The sequence below is a fragment of the Photorhabdus kayaii genome (assembly GCF_025384895.1).
Lineage (GTDB): Bacteria > Pseudomonadota > Gammaproteobacteria > Enterobacterales > Enterobacteriaceae > Photorhabdus > Photorhabdus kayaii.
The window spans coordinates 16,180-34,281 of the sequence record NZ_JAJAFZ010000003.1 but is presented as its reverse complement, the minus strand read 5'-3'; the positions used below and the strand labels follow the sequence as shown (position 1 = coordinate 34,281).

Annotated in this window: 15 protein-coding genes and 1 other annotated feature; of the genes, 4 read left to right on the top strand and 11 right to left on the bottom strand. The window is 43.5% G+C overall.

The features are described 5' to 3' along the window. Window positions 1-14 precede the first annotated feature (14 nt). The 4 genes from thrC to LGZ98_RS24185 all read right to left on the bottom strand — a co-directional run bounded on the left by thrC (window position 15) and on the right by LGZ98_RS24185 (window position 4,851). A complete protein-coding gene (gene thrC, locus LGZ98_RS02005) occupies window positions 15-1,304 on the bottom strand; it encodes a threonine synthase (RefSeq protein ID WP_113041514.1) in 1,290 nt (429 codons plus the stop codon). A 3-nt stretch (window positions 1,305-1,307) separates the two neighbouring features. After that, window positions 1,308-2,237, bottom strand: a complete 930-nt coding sequence (thrB, locus tag LGZ98_RS02000; RefSeq protein ID WP_113041513.1) for a homoserine kinase — start codon at window positions 2,235-2,237, stop codon at window positions 1,308-1,310. A gap of 2 nt (window positions 2,238-2,239) precedes the next feature. Next, window positions 2,240-4,699 carry a bifunctional aspartate kinase/homoserine dehydrogenase I gene (gene thrA, locus LGZ98_RS01995; protein WP_262977628.1) on the bottom strand — a complete coding sequence of 820 codons (2,460 nt, stop codon included), beginning with the start codon at window positions 4,697-4,699 and terminating at the stop codon, window positions 2,240-2,242. A 25-nt stretch (window positions 4,700-4,724) separates the two neighbouring features. Further along, window positions 4,725-4,844, bottom strand: a sequence feature (Thr leader region). Next, a complete protein-coding gene (locus LGZ98_RS24185) occupies window positions 4,783-4,851 on the bottom strand; it encodes a thr operon leader peptide (protein ID WP_110826484.1) in 69 nt (22 codons plus the stop codon). (Overlaps the previous feature by 62 nt.) 659 nt (window positions 4,852-5,510) lie before the next feature. Between LGZ98_RS24185 and arcA the strand changes: the two genes are divergently transcribed. Next, window positions 5,511-6,227 carry a two-component system response regulator ArcA gene (gene arcA, locus LGZ98_RS01990; RefSeq protein WP_113041512.1) on the top strand — a complete coding sequence of 239 codons (717 nt, stop codon included), beginning with the start codon at window positions 5,511-5,513 and terminating at the stop codon, window positions 6,225-6,227. Window positions 6,228-6,415: 188 nt separating this feature from the next. Here the strand turns inward: arcA and creA are convergent, their stop codons facing one another. Continuing rightward, window positions 6,416-6,901 (bottom strand): protein CreA, encoded by a 486-nt coding sequence (gene creA, locus LGZ98_RS01985; RefSeq protein ID WP_113041511.1) that lies wholly within the window; start codon window positions 6,899-6,901, stop codon window positions 6,416-6,418. A gap of 507 nt (window positions 6,902-7,408) precedes the next feature. Between creA and robA the strand changes: the two genes are divergently transcribed. Then, a complete protein-coding gene (gene robA, locus LGZ98_RS01980) occupies window positions 7,409-8,284 on the top strand; it encodes an MDR efflux pump AcrAB transcriptional activator RobA (RefSeq protein ID WP_036777055.1) in 876 nt (291 codons plus the stop codon). On the opposite strand, the gene gpmB is transcribed toward robA, so the two are convergent. Beyond that, window positions 8,281-8,928, bottom strand: coding sequence for a 2,3-diphosphoglycerate-dependent phosphoglycerate mutase GpmB (gene gpmB / locus LGZ98_RS01975; protein WP_113041510.1), 648 nt, complete (start codon window positions 8,926-8,928; stop codon window positions 8,281-8,283). The two genes, robA and gpmB, sit on opposite strands and share 4 nt — an antisense overlap. A 54-nt stretch (window positions 8,929-8,982) precedes the next feature. Here gpmB and yjjX point away from each other — a divergent pair, with 54 nt between their 5' ends. Next, window positions 8,983-9,513 carry an inosine/xanthosine triphosphatase gene (yjjX, locus tag LGZ98_RS01970; RefSeq protein ID WP_113041509.1) on the top strand — a complete coding sequence of 177 codons (531 nt, stop codon included), beginning with the start codon at window positions 8,983-8,985 and terminating at the stop codon, window positions 9,511-9,513. A gap of 35 nt (window positions 9,514-9,548) precedes the next feature. On the opposite strand, the gene trpR is transcribed toward yjjX, so the two are convergent. Beyond that, window positions 9,549-9,869 carry a trp operon repressor gene (gene trpR, locus LGZ98_RS01965; RefSeq protein WP_113041508.1) on the bottom strand — a complete coding sequence of 107 codons (321 nt, stop codon included), beginning with the start codon at window positions 9,867-9,869 and terminating at the stop codon, window positions 9,549-9,551. A 59-nt stretch (window positions 9,870-9,928) separates the two neighbouring features. After that, window positions 9,929-11,845: a murein transglycosylase gene (gene sltY, locus LGZ98_RS01960; RefSeq protein ID WP_262977627.1), complete on the bottom strand. Its 1,917-nt coding sequence runs from the start codon at window positions 11,843-11,845 to the stop codon at window positions 9,929-9,931. A gap of 371 nt (window positions 11,846-12,216) precedes the next feature. Between sltY and ettA the strand changes: the two genes are divergently transcribed. After that, the gene (gene ettA, locus LGZ98_RS01955; protein WP_113041506.1) at window positions 12,217-13,884 is read left to right on the top strand and encodes an energy-dependent translational throttle protein EttA; all 1,668 of its coding nucleotides are present in this window, start codon (window positions 12,217-12,219) and stop codon (window positions 13,882-13,884) included. A gap of 38 nt (window positions 13,885-13,922) precedes the next feature. Here the strand turns inward: ettA and LGZ98_RS01950 are convergent, their stop codons facing one another. The 3 genes from LGZ98_RS01950 to radA form a co-directional block, all read right to left on the bottom strand. Then, window positions 13,923-14,669, bottom strand: a complete 747-nt coding sequence (locus tag LGZ98_RS01950; protein WP_113041505.1) for an ABC transporter ATP-binding protein — start codon at window positions 14,667-14,669, stop codon at window positions 13,923-13,925. A gap of 787 nt (window positions 14,670-15,456) precedes the next feature. Beyond that, on the bottom strand, window positions 15,457-16,692 hold the full coding sequence (gene nadR / locus LGZ98_RS01945; protein WP_113041586.1) for a multifunctional transcriptional regulator/nicotinamide-nucleotide adenylyltransferase/ribosylnicotinamide kinase NadR: 1,236 nt from the start codon (window positions 16,690-16,692) through the stop codon (window positions 15,457-15,459). 13 nt (window positions 16,693-16,705) lie between these two features. Next, window positions 16,706-18,088 carry a DNA repair protein RadA gene (radA, locus tag LGZ98_RS01940; RefSeq protein WP_113041504.1) on the bottom strand — a complete coding sequence of 461 codons (1,383 nt, stop codon included), beginning with the start codon at window positions 18,086-18,088 and terminating at the stop codon, window positions 16,706-16,708. Between the last annotated feature and the right edge of the window lie 14 nt (window positions 18,089-18,102).

Here is an 18,102-nt window from a genome sequence, read left to right as displayed (position 1 = left end):
CACTTTCATAATGACTAGGGTGCTCTTTCCATCAAGAAATATCGCAACCTAGCAAAATCTGCCGGTAAGTAATGGGATAGCAACTCCAGATCAGCCCGTTCAGCCAAAGCTTTGGGCAATGGTAATTCCTCACCCAGAATCTGTTCCACACTCTCTTTAAATTTCGCTGGATGAGCCGTACCGAGAAATAGCCCATATTCACCGTCTTGTAATTGATCACGCAGAACACGATAAGCAACCGCAGCATGAGGCTCAGAGATATAACCCAATTTAGCCAATTCCTTAATCGTCTCTTTTGTCACATCATCATTGACTACACCATACCCCAATTCACTCAACGGCCAGGATTTACGGTGGAATAGTTCTTCAATACGTGGCCAGTTGTTTGGCTGACTCACATCCATTGCGTTGGAAAGCGTAGCAACCGTTTGATGAGGCAACCATTTTCCATCCGTTAAATAACGTGGCACCGTATCGTTAACATTAGTAGCAGCGATAAAGCGTTTTACCGGCAATCCCATCGATTTTGCCAATAAACCCGCGGTCAAATCACCAAAATTCCCACTCGGTACAGAAATAACCAGTTGTTCACGTTTATCTTCTGGTAGCTGAGCAACCGCTTCAAAGTAATAGCAAATTTGCGCCAACAAGCGGCTGATGTTAATTGAGTTAGCTGAATTGAGATACAGAGCTTGTTTCAACTCTTGATCATCAAACGCTTGTTTAACCAACGCTTGGCAATCATCGAAATCGCCGTCAATCGCCACTGTGTGAATATTACTGCCCAAGGTACAAAACAGTTTTTCCTGTAACGGGCTGATTTTGCCCTGTGGATAGAGGATGACCACTTGTACGTTATTTAGCCCATAAAAGGCGTGCGCTACTGCGGCCCCCGTATCGCCGGAAGTCGCCGTCAGGATAGTGACTGGCTGCTCACCGGCAACTTGTGCCAACATTTGCGCCATAAAACGGCCGCCAAAATCCTTAAATGCCAGTGTCGGGCCGTGGAATAATTCCAGCGTTGCAACATCATTTTCCACGTCGGTAACAGGCGCCGGAAAAGTAAAAGCATGCTTAACTCGTGTCGCCAGTTGTTCTGGCGGAATTTCCTCGCCAATAAATGCTGAAAGAATGCGACCACTGCGGGTGACAAAATCCAGTTTTAACAGTTGGTCAATTTCTTCACGACTGAATTCGGGTAAATCTTGCGGAAAGAAAAGCCCTTGCTGTTTACCTAACCCCTGTTTGACTGCTTGTGCAAAACTCACCTGCTCGCGGTTGTCTTTCAAGTTATACAGTTTCATTAGTTACCCTATTTGTCGTGCGCCTGCGAGATCCAGACGGCAAATGTGTACAAAACCTTCATCATTCTGAACATAATGCTGTTGCAGCCACTCAGCTATTTCCTCTGCGGTCGCCATATCATTACAAATGGAGAACAATGTCGGGCCAGAACCAGAAATACCACACGCCAATGCCCCTACCCGTTTTGCTGTTTCACGCGCATTAGCAAAACCCGGTAACAGTTGGGTACGATATGGTTCAGCAACCACATCTTTCATCAATCTGGCTGCCAGCGCTGGTTGCCGTGTATGACAGGCATGAATAAACCCGGCAAGGAAACGTCCATGATCGATAACATCCTGCTTCGAATATTTTACAGGTAAAATTGCTCTGGCTTCCGCAGTAGAAACTTTGATGCCCGGATAGGCCATCACCCATAACCACTCATCAAACGTTGGTACTGGCTGACAGATAATATCTCCTTGTTCCATAATCAGTTGCAAACCGCCGAGATAACATGGCGCGACATTATCATAGTGAATACTGCCGGAAATACGTCCTTCCAGTTGCCCCATCATTGCCAGTAATTGGCTTTCATTAAATGGGAGACCTGCAAACTCGTTCAGTGCCATCAAACCTGCAACAACAGAACAAGCGCTGGAGCCAAGGCCAGAACCAATTGGCATATTTTTTTCCAGCGTCATTTCCACTGGTAATTGTTTGCTCAAACACTGGCAGAATAATTGCCAGCATTGATAAACGATGTTGTGCTCCAGCTTCTCAGGTAACTTCCCTACAAACTGCCCTTCATTACGCAAACTGAAACTCTTCGCTGCCCGGACAGTAACGCAGTCACCTAATAAAGCACCATTAACTGGAGAGACCGCCGCTCCCAGTACATCAAACCCAACACTGACATTGCCAATAGATGCAGGCGCATAGACTTTAATCACAATTAAACTCCCTGTTTCCAGGACAAGGTACGCAGCATATCTGCGAAAACTCCGGCGGCAGTAACATCATTACCCGCCCCGTATCCCCGCAGTACCAACGGTATTGGCTGATAGTAACGCGTGTAGAATGCCAACGCATTTTCGCCATTTTTGACTTTATAAAGCGGATCATTACCATCCACTGCGGCGATTTTCACCTTACAATGGCCCTCTTCAATTATGCCAACATAACGCAATACTTTTCCCTGCCCTTTGGCTTCTGCCACACGCTGGTTGAAAACCTGATCAAGAGAAGGTAAACGTTCCAGGAAAGCATCCACCTCCCCTCGGTTATCAAAGGAGGCTGGCAGTACAGGTTCCACATCAATATCATCCAATTCAAGTTCATAACCTGATTCACGAGCGAGGATCAACAGCTTACGGGCAACATCCATACCGGACAGATCATCACGCGGATCGGGTTCGGTATAACCTTTCTCTTTTGCCAGTAACGTTGCCTGAGATAGTGACATTCCTTCATCCAGCATACCGAAAATAAAAGAGAGAGAACCAGAAAGAATGCCATTGAACTGAATGAGTTCATCACCCGCATTAAGCAGGTTTTGTAAGTTTTCAATAACAGGCAGGCCAGCCCCTACGTTGGTGTCATACAGAAATTTGCGTTTAGATTTCTCTGCCGCCTTACGAATCTGATGATAATAAGCCATTGACGAAGTATTGGCTTTTTTATTCGGCGTGACCACATTGAAGCCATCACTCAGGAAACTGACGTATTGATCAGCAATTTGCTGATTAGAGGTACAATCCACTATCACCGGGTTCAGTAAATGGTACTCTTTCTCCAAACGGATCAGGCGGCTCAAACTAAAAGGTTCTTTGGCCTCTGATAAATGTTGCTGCCAATTATCAAGGCAAATACCTCTCATATCCGTCAACATGGCCCGTGAATTAGCAATACCACATACCCGTAAATCAATGTGTTTTTGCTTCAACCATGTTTGTTGACGACGGATCTGTTCAATCAAAACACTGCCTACACCACCAACACCGACAACAAAAACTTCGATCACCTGATCGGTATTAAATAACATCTGATGGCACAAACGAATAGCTGTCGTTGCCACTTCATTATCGATAACCGCAGAGATAGAACGTTCAGAAGATCCCTGTGCGATTGCAACAATATTGATGTTACCGCGCGCCAATGCAGAGAAGAAACGGGCAGAGATGCCACGCAAGGTACGCATACCATCGCCAACAACAGAGATAATGGAAAGATTTTCCATCACATCCAAAGGATCAAAAACTCCCTCTTTCAGCTCAAGATAGAATTCTTCACTCAATGCCTGACGTGCGCGTTCCAATTCACGTTGAGGGACACAGAAGCTGATACTGTATTCTGAAGATGACTGAGTAATCAGCACAACAGAGATCCCTTTGCGGGACATGACAGCAAATACCCTTGCCGCCATACCAACCATCCCCTTCATACCCGGGCCTGATACGTTAATCATTGCCATATTGCTCAGGTTGGTAATCCCTTTTACCGGCGTACTTTCATCTTTCTGCCCGTCACCGATCAGTGTTCCCGGCGCATCTGGATTGGCGGTATTTTTAATCAAACAAGGGATCTGAAATTGAGCAATTGGAGCAATGGTCCGTGGATGCAATACCTTGGCACCGAAATAAGAGAGCTCCATCGCTTCCTGATAGGACATGCCTTTTAATAACCGTGCATCCGGCACAATTCTGGGATCACAGGTATAAACACCATCCACATCAGTCCAGATTTCACAACATGTCGCCCGCAAGCAAGCCGCCAAAACCGCAGCAGAATAGTCAGAACCATTACGCCCCAGGACAACTAGCTCCCCTTTATCATTTCCAGCCGTAAATCCAGCCATCAGGATAATATGGTCATCAGGAATATTCAGAGAAGCAATGCGCTTCGTAGACTCGTTGATATCTACCGTAGATTCAAGGTAATGACCTTGTGCCAACAAATTTTCTACCGGATCAATCACCGTGACCTTGTGACCACGTGCCTGCAATACAGACTCCATGATGGCGATAGAGAGTTTTTCCCCACGACAAATCAGGGAAGCGTTAATGCTGTCCGGGCATTGGCCCAGTAACGAAATACCATGCAGAACCTGTTTCAATTGAGCAAATTCTTGCTCAACCATCATTTTTAACCGTTCATAAGCAAAACCGGGTTGCGCCTGTGCCACCCCCTGTAATAAATCAACAAAGATCTGCTCAGCATCGTGCATATGGGTAATGATCTCTTGCCCAGCTACCGTTTTTTCAATCATAGCCACCAAATGATTGGTAATTTTTGCCGGAGCAGAAAGCACCAACGCAACCCCTCCTTGAGAAAGTTTTTTCTCTGCAATATCGGCAACGCTCAACACTCGCTGGTAATTAGCGATCGAAGTTCCTCCAAATTTAAGCACTCGCATTAACATTTTTCTCCTGATTCCGCGCCAAAAAAAAGCCCGCATCTGATTTGGATGCGGGCTTTTTTCTCTGTTTTATATATGCGTCAGCCCGCCCCGCAACCTGTGGTTCCGGTGGTGGTAATCATTGTGGTTTTCAGGCTGATAGTTTGCATAGGTTCCTGTCTGTCATTTAATGAGTTCGACCCTATATTGGTTAAATGAATTTGTGCGCAAAGTCAAACATTTTCTCTAAATAACCTTACGCTTTTGATATTTTTAATATTGAAATAATTCATTTCATGGTCATCAAGACAAACAAATATTTCTTACTGAACCCAATCTTTTAGTTGTTAAATCCATTTTTAACAAAATTAACAATATATTTTATCTTTTCGTAAAAATCAGTTCTTTTTGTTCACCGCCAAGCTCATGGGGGATTATTTTTCGCACAAAACCACTCTGTGCGTTAACAAGAATTTGTCATTTGCATGACAGAATACAAGGTATAAAATAACCAATATAAATAATATTAACGTGCTACAATCAATTTTGATGTACGTCAATAAAAGGTAGTTTTTTTAGATGGTAAATGCATTGCAAGCTGTTATATTGCTGTTAATGGACTAACATAACACTGTTTAACCAGTTTTTTTGGGTATATACCCACCAAAGGAAAAGCAACTTTTACTTTCAGTGTAAAACATATCAATAAAATGTTATTACTGATTTGGGCTATCATTTCAGTGATGACAAATAATAACCAGTAAATATCCTGAGATAAGAGTAGTTTGAATCATTCTGATTTATTTTTAAGCGATTCTAGGTAGCAACCATGCAAACCCCGCACATTTTGATTGTTGAAGACGAAATTGTCACTCGCAATACCCTAAAAAGCATTTTCGAAGCTGAAGGGTACATAGTTTATGAAGCCACCGATGGTTCAGAAATGCACCAAATTCTGTCAAACAACGACATTAACCTGGTGATTATGGATATTAACCTTCCAGGCAAAAATGGCTTGTTACTTGCCCGCGAACTGCGTGAGCAAGCAAATGTTGCCTTGATGTTCCTGACCGGCCGTGATAACGAAGTAGACAAAATCCTTGGCTTGGAAATTGGTGCAGATGATTACATCACTAAACCATTTAATCCGCGTGAATTGACTATTCGCGCCCGCAACCTGCTTTCTCGTACCATGAATCTGAGTAATGTCAGCGAGGAACGCCGCCAAGTTGAAAGTTATAAATTCAACGGTTGGGAATTAGATATCAATAGCCGTTCTCTGATAAGCCCAGCTGGTGAGCCGTATAAATTGCCACGCAGCGAGTTCCGCGCCATGCTTCATTTCTGTGAAAATCCAGGCAAAATCCAAACACGCGCAGATTTACTGAAAAAAATGACAGGTCGTGAATTGAAACCTCACGACCGTACTGTTGATGTAACGATTCGTCGTATCCGTAAACATTTTGAATCGACGCCAGATACGATGGAAATTATCGCCACCATTCACGGTGAAGGCTATCGTTTCTGTGGTGATTTGGAAGCATAACTTGAACTATACCCTATGGATTTCAAGATGCATCGCGACGGCAAAGAAGCGAATCCCCAGGAGCATAGCGAACTATGTGACCGGAGTGAGTGCAGCCAACAAAGAGGCAACTTGAAAGATAACGGGTATATCAGTAAGTCTCTAACAATGACAGGATGGGATATCCCTGTAGGAACCCATCCTGCCCCTCAATTTTGCACCGTCTTCCACGGCATAATGGGTACAGCACTGAGCGCATTCTTCGGTGAACCATCGATCATCTTATCGGAATATGTCAAATAGACTAATGCATTACGGTTTGCATCATAGAAGCGAACGACTTGAAGTTTTTTAAACACCAGTGAGGTTCGTTTCTGGAAAACCACCTGACCTTTTTTGCTGCTCTTTTTAATCTTGTCTGTGAGTTCAATCTCTCCAACCTGCTGACAAGAAATAGCCGCATCAGAAGTATCTTCCGCAAGTCCTAAGCCCCCTTTTATTCCGCCTGTTTTTGCCCTACTCAGGTAGCAAGTCACATTTTTCACATCAGGATCATCAAATGCTTCTACGACAATTTTGTGATCAGGCCCGATAAATTTAAAAACAGTGTCTACCGAGCCAATCTCTTCAGACAGAGCCACCACAGGTATGCACAACAATGTCGTTGTTACGAGTATCTTTATGATTTTTAACATATATAGTCTCATTCCTTAATTAATTCAGCGTAAAATTTCACCACTGAGATACCAAATAAGATGGTAATACCATCAATAGAAATAATTAATCATTAATATAATTTCATAAAGTAATGAGTGAAATAATAATACGAACAAGTATCCTATTGTAAATATAAGACTTGTTTTACACTTAGTGCTCATATCCAGTAGAGTTATTGTTGAATGCCACGCTTGTCAATAAATTATGAACACGAACAGCACACAGAAATCAGAACAGACATACGATGTACAAGGAATGATTCGTTTTACCACTCTGTGGGACTGTTCAAGTGGCAAACAACATAGCCTAGTAGTATAGGTTCTTATGTACCCTATGGATTTCAAGATGCATCGCGACGGCAAGGAAGAGAATCCCCGGGAGCATAGCGAACTATGTAACTGGGGTGAGTGAGCGCAGCCAACAAAGAGGCAACTTGAAAGATAACGGGTATGTTGTTCTTTTGGTCTTAATGACTAAGGAGATGTATGGATCAAACCGGCATCATTCGTGATTTATTACGTTGGCTAGATAATCATTTAGATCAACCATTATCACTCAATAATGTTGCAGCTAAAGCAGGTTATTCTAAATGGCACCTGCAACGTATGTTTAAAGACATTACCGGCCAGGCTATTGGCTCCTATATCCGTGCCAGAAGGTTATCACGGGCAGCCGTTGCTTTACGTTTAACCAGCCGCCCTATTCTGGATATTGCTTTACAGTACCAGTTTGACTCCCAACAAACTTTCACTCGCGCATTTAAAAAACAATTCAATAAAACACCAGCACTTTATCGACTCAGTGAGGAGTGGTGCGCCACGGGTATTTGTCCGCCCATATTGCTGGATAAAAGGTATATTCCCGAAGCAACCTATCTCACACTAGAGGAACAACCACTGGTGGGTATAGAACAGACCTGTTCCTATACGCTGGAACAATGGTCCAGTTTTTGTACTGAAATGCGCCACAATTTCTGGACATATTATCTGCAAAATGCAGAGGTGTTACCTCCTGTACTTTATGGTCTTCACCATGCAACTCCCAATCCAGAAAAAGAAGATGAACAAACCGTATTGTATACAACAGCGGTAGAACCCCAATATGCCCAGTTTGATGTGGCAGGCAGCCAGCCTGTTACATTACCGGCCGGAGAATACGTCTCATTTAGTTACTACGGTACCAAAGATGGCTTACAGGACTTCCTGTTTACCGTCTATGGTATTTGCCTGCCAATGCTAAACTTGACACGTAGGAAAGGATACGACATCGAGCGATATTATCTTACCAATACCAATGATAGAGACAAGGAAGCGGCGAATCATATCATCGAATTTCAGTATCTCATTCCTATCCAGCATTAACGTTGTAATTCATCCAGTGCGGGCGTATCCAGATGTGTGATATCGCCTGCCGTTTCTACAATCCAGCCCGACGCTAGCCACGGACTGTGCTGATAATCCACTCTGGACAGAGAGCAATTTCGCAAGCGAAGACGACGTTCAGCATGTGCGGGCAATCCCAGTATTGTGCCAACCAAACATCCCAAAGCGATGCCATGACTGACTAACAACGGTCGGCTACCAACAGGCAGATGACGACAGCCCTCCAGCGCAGCCCTCATACGCACAGCCAGTTCATCCATAGATTCTCCTTTGGGGATACGTCCCCCAGGTGTGCCATCAAGGACTTTCTTACGCCAGTTCTCTTCTTCCGATGTTAATGAATCAATATTTCTGCGTTCAAGAACCCCCATGTGCAATTCACGCAAACGGGGCTCCAGAATAATTTCACAACCACAAACCTCAGCAATGATTTCCGCCGTTCGACGTGTACGTCCAAGGTCACTGGTAATAATATGGGTAATACTTTCAGATTTTACTCTTTGCGCCACTAATCTGGCTTGATGTTCGCCTGTTTCAGTCAAAGGGCTGTCAGATTGTCCCTGAATACGACGTGCTGCGTTCCATTCAGACTCCCCATGCCGAACAAGATATACCTGTAACATTTTCATTTTCCGTTATACTGCGTAAATACTCGTTCAAAGGATAACTCATCTATTATGTATCACGTTATTGCCGCAACCACCAACCCTGCAAAAATTAAAGCCATTAGTCTCGCCTTTGATGATGTTTTTGGGCCAGGTACTTATCGGATCGAAGATATCAATGTAGACAGTAGCGTCCCACAACAACCTATTGGTAACACAGAAACCCGTACTGGTGCCCGTCAGCGTGTCATGGCGGCCAGACAAGTTCGCCCTGAGGCAGACTTTTGGGTAGGTGTGGAAGCGGGTATTGAAGACGATATGACATTTGCCTGGATGGTTGTGGAATATCAGCAAATTCGCGGAGAATCTCGTTCAGCCAGTCTGATGCTACCAGAAAAAATTCTTGATGGTATCCGCGAAGGTCGGGAATTAGGCCATGAAATGGCTTACCTTACAGGTATTGATAACATCAAGCAGAAAGAGGGTGCAATTGGCTTTTTTACTGATGGCATCCTGACTCGTACCAGCGTGTACCACCAAGCTCTGATATTGGCTTTAGTGCCCGTACATCATGAAATGTATAAAGAGCTGAATGCCCGTTAAACAAACATTCCGCCTAGGCCGCAATTGGCGGCCTGCTATTTCAGTAATTGCTGTTCCAACCAAGCCTTAACATCGTTTGAGGCAAATTTCAGGCTATTAGAGCCGCGCGTAATCGTCGCAATACCCACTCCAAGTTCATTTTTCAGCTCACGCTGGCTCATTTTTCCACTCATCAACTCCTTGATAATGCGTACCCTGGTAGCCAGTGCTGTCCGTTCATCTGGTGTCAATAATAACTGCAAAATCGGATGCTGTAGATTTTCAGCAAAAGCCTGTTGGAGTAATGTCACGAAACATTGCCAATCTTCATGATCTTGCGGCGAAAGTGCCGGATCTGTCAGATAATTCGTCGTCATAATCAATCAGCCATCATACCATTTAACTAGTACAGCAGCATAACATAGTTTGCTATAAATCAATAACGCCTTTGCCATTCCGCGTTAGTCAGCACATTTGATGCTTTGCCCATGAAATGACTATAGAAAACATCATAAACCAAAACATTTTTGACATAATTGCGGGTTTCAGAAAATGGAATGCTTTCAATAAAGGCTATCGCATCGAGTCGCCCACCACTGTCAGATAACCAGCGATCTACCCGAGTTGGTCCGGCATTATAGCCAGCACTGGCAAGTATCCGATTATTTCCAAAACGCTGATAAACCGATTCGAGATAAGCAGTACCAATTTCGATATTCGTCAGCGGGTTTATAAGTTGGCTACTGTTCATATATCCTTGGATTCCATTTTTCTTAACCGTATCCTCTGCCGTTTCTGGCATTACCTGCATCAACCCAATTGCCCCAACTGGCGAATTAGCTTGCGGATTCCAGGCACTTTCCTGGCGGGCTATCGCCATTGCATAGCTTTGAGAAATTCCTTTATTTGCAGTGAAGTGACTAAATTCCCGCAGCCATGCTAATGGAAAACGCTCTTCAAGGTAGTCCCACATTTTTCCGGTTATTGTCGCCTGTACACTAAGCGCTGCCCATTTTTGATTGAAAGCATAACGCGCCAGTTGCTGTTGTTTTAATTTAGCCTGGCTGGCGACCAGATAGCTCCACTCTACGCGAGCAAGATTATCCATTTGCCAATATATCAATTCTCTGACTCTCTGCACTTCAGGTATTGAAGCAATGGCAGCATCTGGCTTTTTTGCGATACTTATCGTCAGCGGATAGTTGACATTCAGTTTTTGCGCAGCAGCCATTGGATAAAAACCACGGCCTTCTGTCAGCTTACGCAGTATCGCTTCACCTTCACTTTTATTACCCTGTGCCAATAGCATGTTGGCTCGCCAATAACGCCATTCCTCTTTGCCTTGGTCCTCTAACGGCAGCAATTTTATCCATTGAGCCAAACCACGTTTATCTGCATGACCCAATGCCAACCGAACACGACGCTCAAGCAATGCAACAGATTGACTACTGCGGATCGCATCATCACGCCACTTTTCCTGTTCATCGCTCACATCCCCCATTAACTGCCAGGCAACAATATCTTTCAACCGCTGACGTTCACTTGCATTCATCTTTTGCACTCTGACAATTGATGGGATGATCGCTCTTGCCTGCTCCGGATCTTGACGAGCGAAACGCGAGAAAGCCGCTAAAGTAGCTACACGGGTAAAATCAGTCGGCCCGGTATGATTAGCAAAATCCGCCACGGTAGCCGGATCATTCTGCAACTTAATCAGATCTTCACTGATACTTTTGTATCCCAGTGGCAATTGTTTAGCGAGGTAACTGACCAGTGACGTATTCCCCGCTTTTAACGCGAGACTAATACGCTGTAATATCAGTTTCACTGATAAATGACCCGTTTGCTGCCAAACATCAAATAATTTATCGCAACTGGCTGGTAAAGAACGCCCATTCAACCAAATTTCTTTTGCTCCCTGCCAGGCAACCTGTTCCTCACCTGTAAACCATTTAGCAAAATAGTAATGACAGCGAGCTGTAATAGATTTCGGTGCTGTAGGAGTGAATGCCAGTATCCCGCGCCACTCTTCGCGGCGTGCAAGCTCATTGATAAAACGGGATGATAAAGAACGTGTAGGGGGCAAATTAGGGTAACGATCAATAAAATCACGGACCTGCGTTGGTGTGACAAGTGCCAAATCCTGAGTCAGCTCCCGGTATTCCAGATAAGGATAAAGAGGATAGTTTTTCAATGTCGGCATCAGCCTCGCGATTTCATCCCTATCACTGACATTCCACGCTTGCTTAATCTGCTGATATCTCTGCCGCTGATTTTCCAGAGAATCAGCATTTGCTGCTACAGAGATAAAAATCAACCCTATAGCCATCGCAAGGTATTGCCACTTAGCCATTATCACGTTCCTCCGGGAGATAAAATCAAACAGGTTAATATTACGAATGCATAAACACCATAATAATATAATCACCACCGCTTACCACATAAATTTACCCTATGATAAGATATATAATCATATATTTATAACAGATTAGTTTTTTATATAATAAATTGATTCGCTTTAACAAACTCAACCCAGGATCATTTTATTCGAGCAATTGGGTTATAGAGTTTATTGACTTAAATCGGGTAAACTGTGATAAATCGTGCTCAGACGAGCATAAATAACCTAACTTGATATAATCAAATACCAACACGCCCTGTTCATGCGACTGGCTTCGCAAAACAGGCACTATAACAATCAGAGATAGCGAGGCTTATAGCAACGTGGCTCAATATGTCTACACCATGCATCGGGTCGGTAAAATTGTTCCCCCGAAACGTCATATCCTGAAAAATATCTCCTTAAGTTTCTTTCCGGGAGCAAAAATTGGTGTTCTTGGCCTTAATGGCGCCGGTAAATCGACCTTACTGCGTATTATGGCTGGCATCGATAAAGACATCGAAGGAGAAGCTCGCCCACAATCAGGAATTAAAATTGGCTATCTACCGCAGGAACCTAAATTAAATCTTGAGTACACTGTCCGCGAAGCAGTGGAAGAAGCGGTTAGCGAGGTAAAACATGCGCTGACCCGGTTGGATGAAGTCTATGCAGCCTATGCTGATCCTGACGCCGATTTTGACAAACTGGCTAAAGAACAAGGTGATCTGGAAGCGATTATTCAGTCCCACGACGGCCATAACCTTGATAACCAGCTTGAACGCGCCGCTGATGCCCTGCGTCTGCCACCGTGGGAGGCAAAAATCGAGCATCTATCTGGAGGGGAACGCCGTCGTGTGGCAATTTGCCGCTTACTGCTGGAAAAACCCGACATGCTGCTACTGGACGAACCCACTAACCACCTTGACGCCGAATCTGTCGCATGGCTGGAACGCTTCCTGCACGATTACGAAGGTACCGTTGTTGCAATTACCCACGACCGTTACTTCCTTGATAACGTTGCCGGCTGGATTCTGGAACTTGATCGTGGTGAAGGTATTCCATGGGAAGGTAACTACTCTTCATGGCTGGAACAGAAAGATGCTCGTCTGGCTCAAGAAGCCGCAACAGAAGCCGCACGCCGTAAATCCATTGAGAAAGAGCTGGAATGGGTTCGCCAAAATCCGAAAGGCCGTCAGGCAAAAGGTAAAGCACGTCTGGCCCGTTTTGAAGAATTAAATAGCGTTGAATACCAGAAACGTAACGAAACCAGCGAACTGTTCATTCCACCTGGACCACGCCTGGGCGACAAAGTTCTGGAAGTGGAAAATCTAACCAAATCCTATGGCGACCGGGTTCTGATTGATAATCTGAACTTCTCTCTGCCCAAAGGGGCGATTGTTGGGATTATCGGGCCTAACGGTGCAGGTAAATCTACTCTGTTCCGTATGATCTCCAACCAGGAACAACCTGATTCCGGCACCATCACGTTAGGTGAAACCGTCAAACTCGCTTCTGTCGATCAGTTCCGTGACAACATGGATGATAAGAAAACCGTTTGGGAAGAGATCTCCGGCGGCCAGGATATCATGCGTATCGGTAACTTTGAGCTACCAAGTCGCGCCTATGTTGGCCGTTTTAACTTCAAAGGTGTTGATCAAGGCAAACGTGTCGGTGAATTGTCTGGTGGTGAAAGAGGACGGCTACATTTGGCTAAACTGCTGCAAGTCGGCGGTAACATGCTATTGCTCGATGAACCAACCAACGATCTGGACATTGAAACTTTGCGCGCACTGGAAAACGCCTTGCTGGAGTTCCCAGGTTGTGCAATGGTTATTTCCCATGATCGTTGGTTCCTTGATCGTATCGCAACCCACATCATTGATTATCAAGATGAAGGTAAAGTCACTTTCTTTGAAGGTAACTTTAGTGAATACGAAGACTATAAGAAGCGGACTCTCGGAGCAGAAGCACTGGAACCACATCGCATTAAATATAAGAGAATCAGCAAATAATCATATTGAAAATGGCCTGGTAACAGGCCGTTTTCCACTCAATTATTTAGATATAAACTCATAGTCTTATTCATTATGCTATGTGTAAGATAAGTATCATGGATAATCTTTCCTTCTTTCAAAGTAATAATACGATCTGCATGTTTAATAAGCCTATTATCCTGTGAAGCCACAACAACTGTACCTCTTTGGTTATGAGCAATAAAACTTAAGATATCAATAGCTGTTTGGCAGTCATAATTATTAAGATGACGGGTTGGCTCGTCAGCAAACAAATACCGAGGGCTTTTCACAATGGCGCCAGCTATTGCCACCCGTTGTTTTTCATTATCACGTAATTCCTTGGGATATATATCTTTCTTGTGTTTCAGGCCAACAATATTGAGTGCCTTAGTTGCCCTGACTATTGCTTCCTGATGAGAGATCGTGATTCCACAAGAGAGAGATAATAGCAAATTATCCAAGACCGTAAGTTCATTAGATAAATTAATTCTTTGAAAGATAAAACCACAATTTATCAAATGGAATCTATCTAACTCGAAGTTATTCATCCTCCCCAATTCATTATCAGCAATTAATATTTTTCCTCCGTCGAGAGGCAATAACCCAGAAATCATTGCCAGCAAAGTACTTTTTCCTGAACAAAGATCCCCATTAATCAAAGTAAATTCACCTGGAAAAATAGAAAGAGTGATGTCTGAAATCATTTTCTGGTTAGCTTTACTTTTCGAAAAACCATATGAAATATCAATGGCTTCAATCGTAGCGATTTGATTCAAATTCATTATCTCAGCATAATTAATAGTGTAAGAAATCTGGCATTATCAGTAACTCTTACAGCCAGAGCAATCCGTAAAAATACAGATATTCATCATTATAAGATTACACAAACGAGGGAAAATCATATAAGAAATATCTCAATTGAAAGTATATCAATATTTCTACCAGTGACTATTTCAAATGACTATCTGTATGCTAAAATCAAAATTTTACTAAACAAGATCAACCCATTCCTATCAACCATTCATTAGCAACAGGCCATTATTTTGTTTGTACAAATAAAAAAATAACATCAGACAAATAATTTTTTATAGATAAAAACACCTTAACATCATAACAACATGTTAAAATTAATATTTAATTACCATAATAACAATGATACTTCTAACATTAAATTATTAATAGAAAAATCAACCCTCTCCTTATTCTCCAACCAATCAAAAACACAAAAAATTTTATTTAAAAATCAACTGGGAAGTATTTAATTATTAATCTTGTTTTTATTCAAGAAATAAATAATCAATAGAAGTATCAAAAATATTAATAGCTGTTATATATTTTATTACTTACAGGAAACAAAAATATCCAGCCACAATGCATATTGTGATTAGATATATATTTACTAATTTATCATATAAAATATTATATATACCTTATGGATTTCAAAATGGATCGCGACGGCAAGGGAGTGAATCCCCGGGAGCATAGATAACTATGTGACCGGGGTGAGCGAGTGCAGCCAACACAGAGGCAACTTGAAAGATAACGGGTATAAACGATTCAACTGACGTATCATTTAGGATTAGCCGCTAAAAGTTGCTGAATGAGTTCAATACAACGTAGGAAACGCTGATCATAATCGGGTGAATCCACATTGACATATTCAATATTATTACTTTTCAGCATATCCTCCAGCAGTTGCTGGAACTCTTTACGATCCTGCTCGCTGCCAAGGCTACGCAAACCGTCAGCAACCCAAGGGGTGTTGTTTTCCAGTAGAATGACCAAATCAAATCGATATTCATCAATTAATGCCTGAACAAACGGGTGTTCACGTCCTTCATATCGCTTACAGAAGGCTTGGGTAGTGACAAAATCGGTATCTATAAATGTCACCTTATTCGCATATTTTACGGCAAAATCAATATATTGGGCTTGTCCCAATGCAATCTTGTCATAGTCCGAATATTGTAGCGCCATCTCATCTCCCCCCAGATGAGAAAAAACATAATCACGACCATATTCCCAAGCACTTGTCGTATTAAAAATATTTGCCAATTTGTTAACTAACGTAGATTTACCACTGGACTCTCCACCAAGAATCGCTACGGTACGAACAAAGAAAGGCTTCACTTCCGTAGGAATATATTCCCAATGACGGAATGGGTCTTGGCGAATATGCCGACCACTGATTTTCATAAACGAACGTTGTGGATCGATAAGAATTGTCTCAATTCCTAAATGTTCTTTATATCGGGGAGAATCCTGAGTTTCGCTGGAATATATATAAGTTGGATTGATGCCTTTTTTTGACATAAAGGCTTTCATGCCGTCACTCCACACATCCCAACCATGTGGATAGGGCTCAATTCCCTGTTCATCAAAAGAGTGAATATGAATATTTTTCTGATATTTAAATGTTTGAAGCAACCAGCGCAGACGATCACTCACCGTAGGTTGCTGAGACATGGAACTGCTCATAAACAGCTCCCGATCTCTCGGCTCATCATGGCAAAGGATAATATGCAACTCATCCACCTGACTACAGGCCCGTTGAATCAGATAGATATGCCCAGTATGCAATGGATAGAATTTGCCGAATACCACTCCAACAGTTTTATTTTGCACAGGATATTGCAACCTCAGATAGTGATGAAGAGCAGCCAGTTTTTGGGCACTGGGACTTTTAATTTTGTCATTAATTAATTGGCTGAGATAACCTTTGGTCATACCACTTGCATCGGCAACCTGCTGCAACGTATGACCTGTCTGTTTAATCGCTTCTTTAAGGTAGTCAAATTGCCCCATATCTCCTCCCTATTTAACCAAAATCTTCCATAACAGATAACGCATCCGCCAACTTTTTCACACCAAAAACTTCCATTCCTGGCTGTACTTTTTTCGGCATATTGGCATAAGGCACTATCGCCCGTTTAAAACCATGTTTAGCGGCTTCGGATATGCGCTCCTGTCCACTGGGCACAGGACGGATTTCCCCTGCTAGCCCCACCTCTCCAAATACAACCAAATCACGGGGTAACGGCCGATCCCGAAAACTAGAGACTAAAGAGAGCAGTAAAGCGAGATCCGCGCTGGTTTCCGCAACTTTAACGCCACCCACAACATTCACAAACACATCCTGATCGGACATTTGCAAACCACCATGGCGATGAAGGACAGCCAACAGAATAGCTAACCGGTTTTGCTCCAAACCCACAGCCACCCGCCGTGGATTGGTCATCATAGAATGATCCACCAGCGCTTGAATCTCTACCAACAGAGGACGAGTCCCTTCCCACACCACCATGACAGAACTGCCAGCGGTAACTTCATCACCACGGCTCAGGAAAATCGCTGATGGGTTACTAACCTCACGCAATCCTTGTTCTGTCATGGCGAATACGCCAAGCTCATTAACGGCCCCAAACCGATTTTTATGACTGCGTAAAGTGCGAAAGCGGGAATCTGCTTCACCATCAAGCATCACTGAACAGTCAATACAGTGTTCCAACACCTTCGGACCCGCCAACGAGCCATCTTTGGTCACATGACCAACCATAACAATGGCAACACCACGAGTCTTAGCAAACCGAGTAAGATAAGCGGCAGTCTCTCTGACCTGAGCGACACTCCCCGGCGAAGATTGAATATCCGCCATATGCATCACTTGAATGGAGTCAATCACCATCAACTTTGGCTGCTCCTGCTCCGCAATCAGACAAATTTGTTCAATACTGGTTTCTGACAACATATTCAGATTATCAGCCGGCAATCCCAACCGGTGCGCACGCATTGCCACCTGCTGTAACGACTCTTCCCCAGTGACATATAAAGTTTTCATCTGTGCAGACAACTGACACATCGTCTGCAACAATAAGGTACTTTTCCCTGCTCCCGGATTACCGCCAATCAGAATCGCGCTACCGGGAACAACACCACCGCCAAGCACCCGATCGAACTCTTTAAATCCCGTAGAAAAACGAGGAAGTTCTTCCAGACTGATCTCTGATAATTTCTGAACCCTGCTGACACCAGCATCTCCCGCATAACCACTGAACCGCTCATTACGGGAGGAAGGTGCTGCGGCTAAGCGCACCTCCGTAATGGTATTCCAAGCATGACACGCACTACATTGCCCCTGCCAGCGCGGATAATCCGCCCCACATTCATTACAGACAAATGCCCGCTTTGCTGCTTTCGCCACTCTGTACTCCTAAA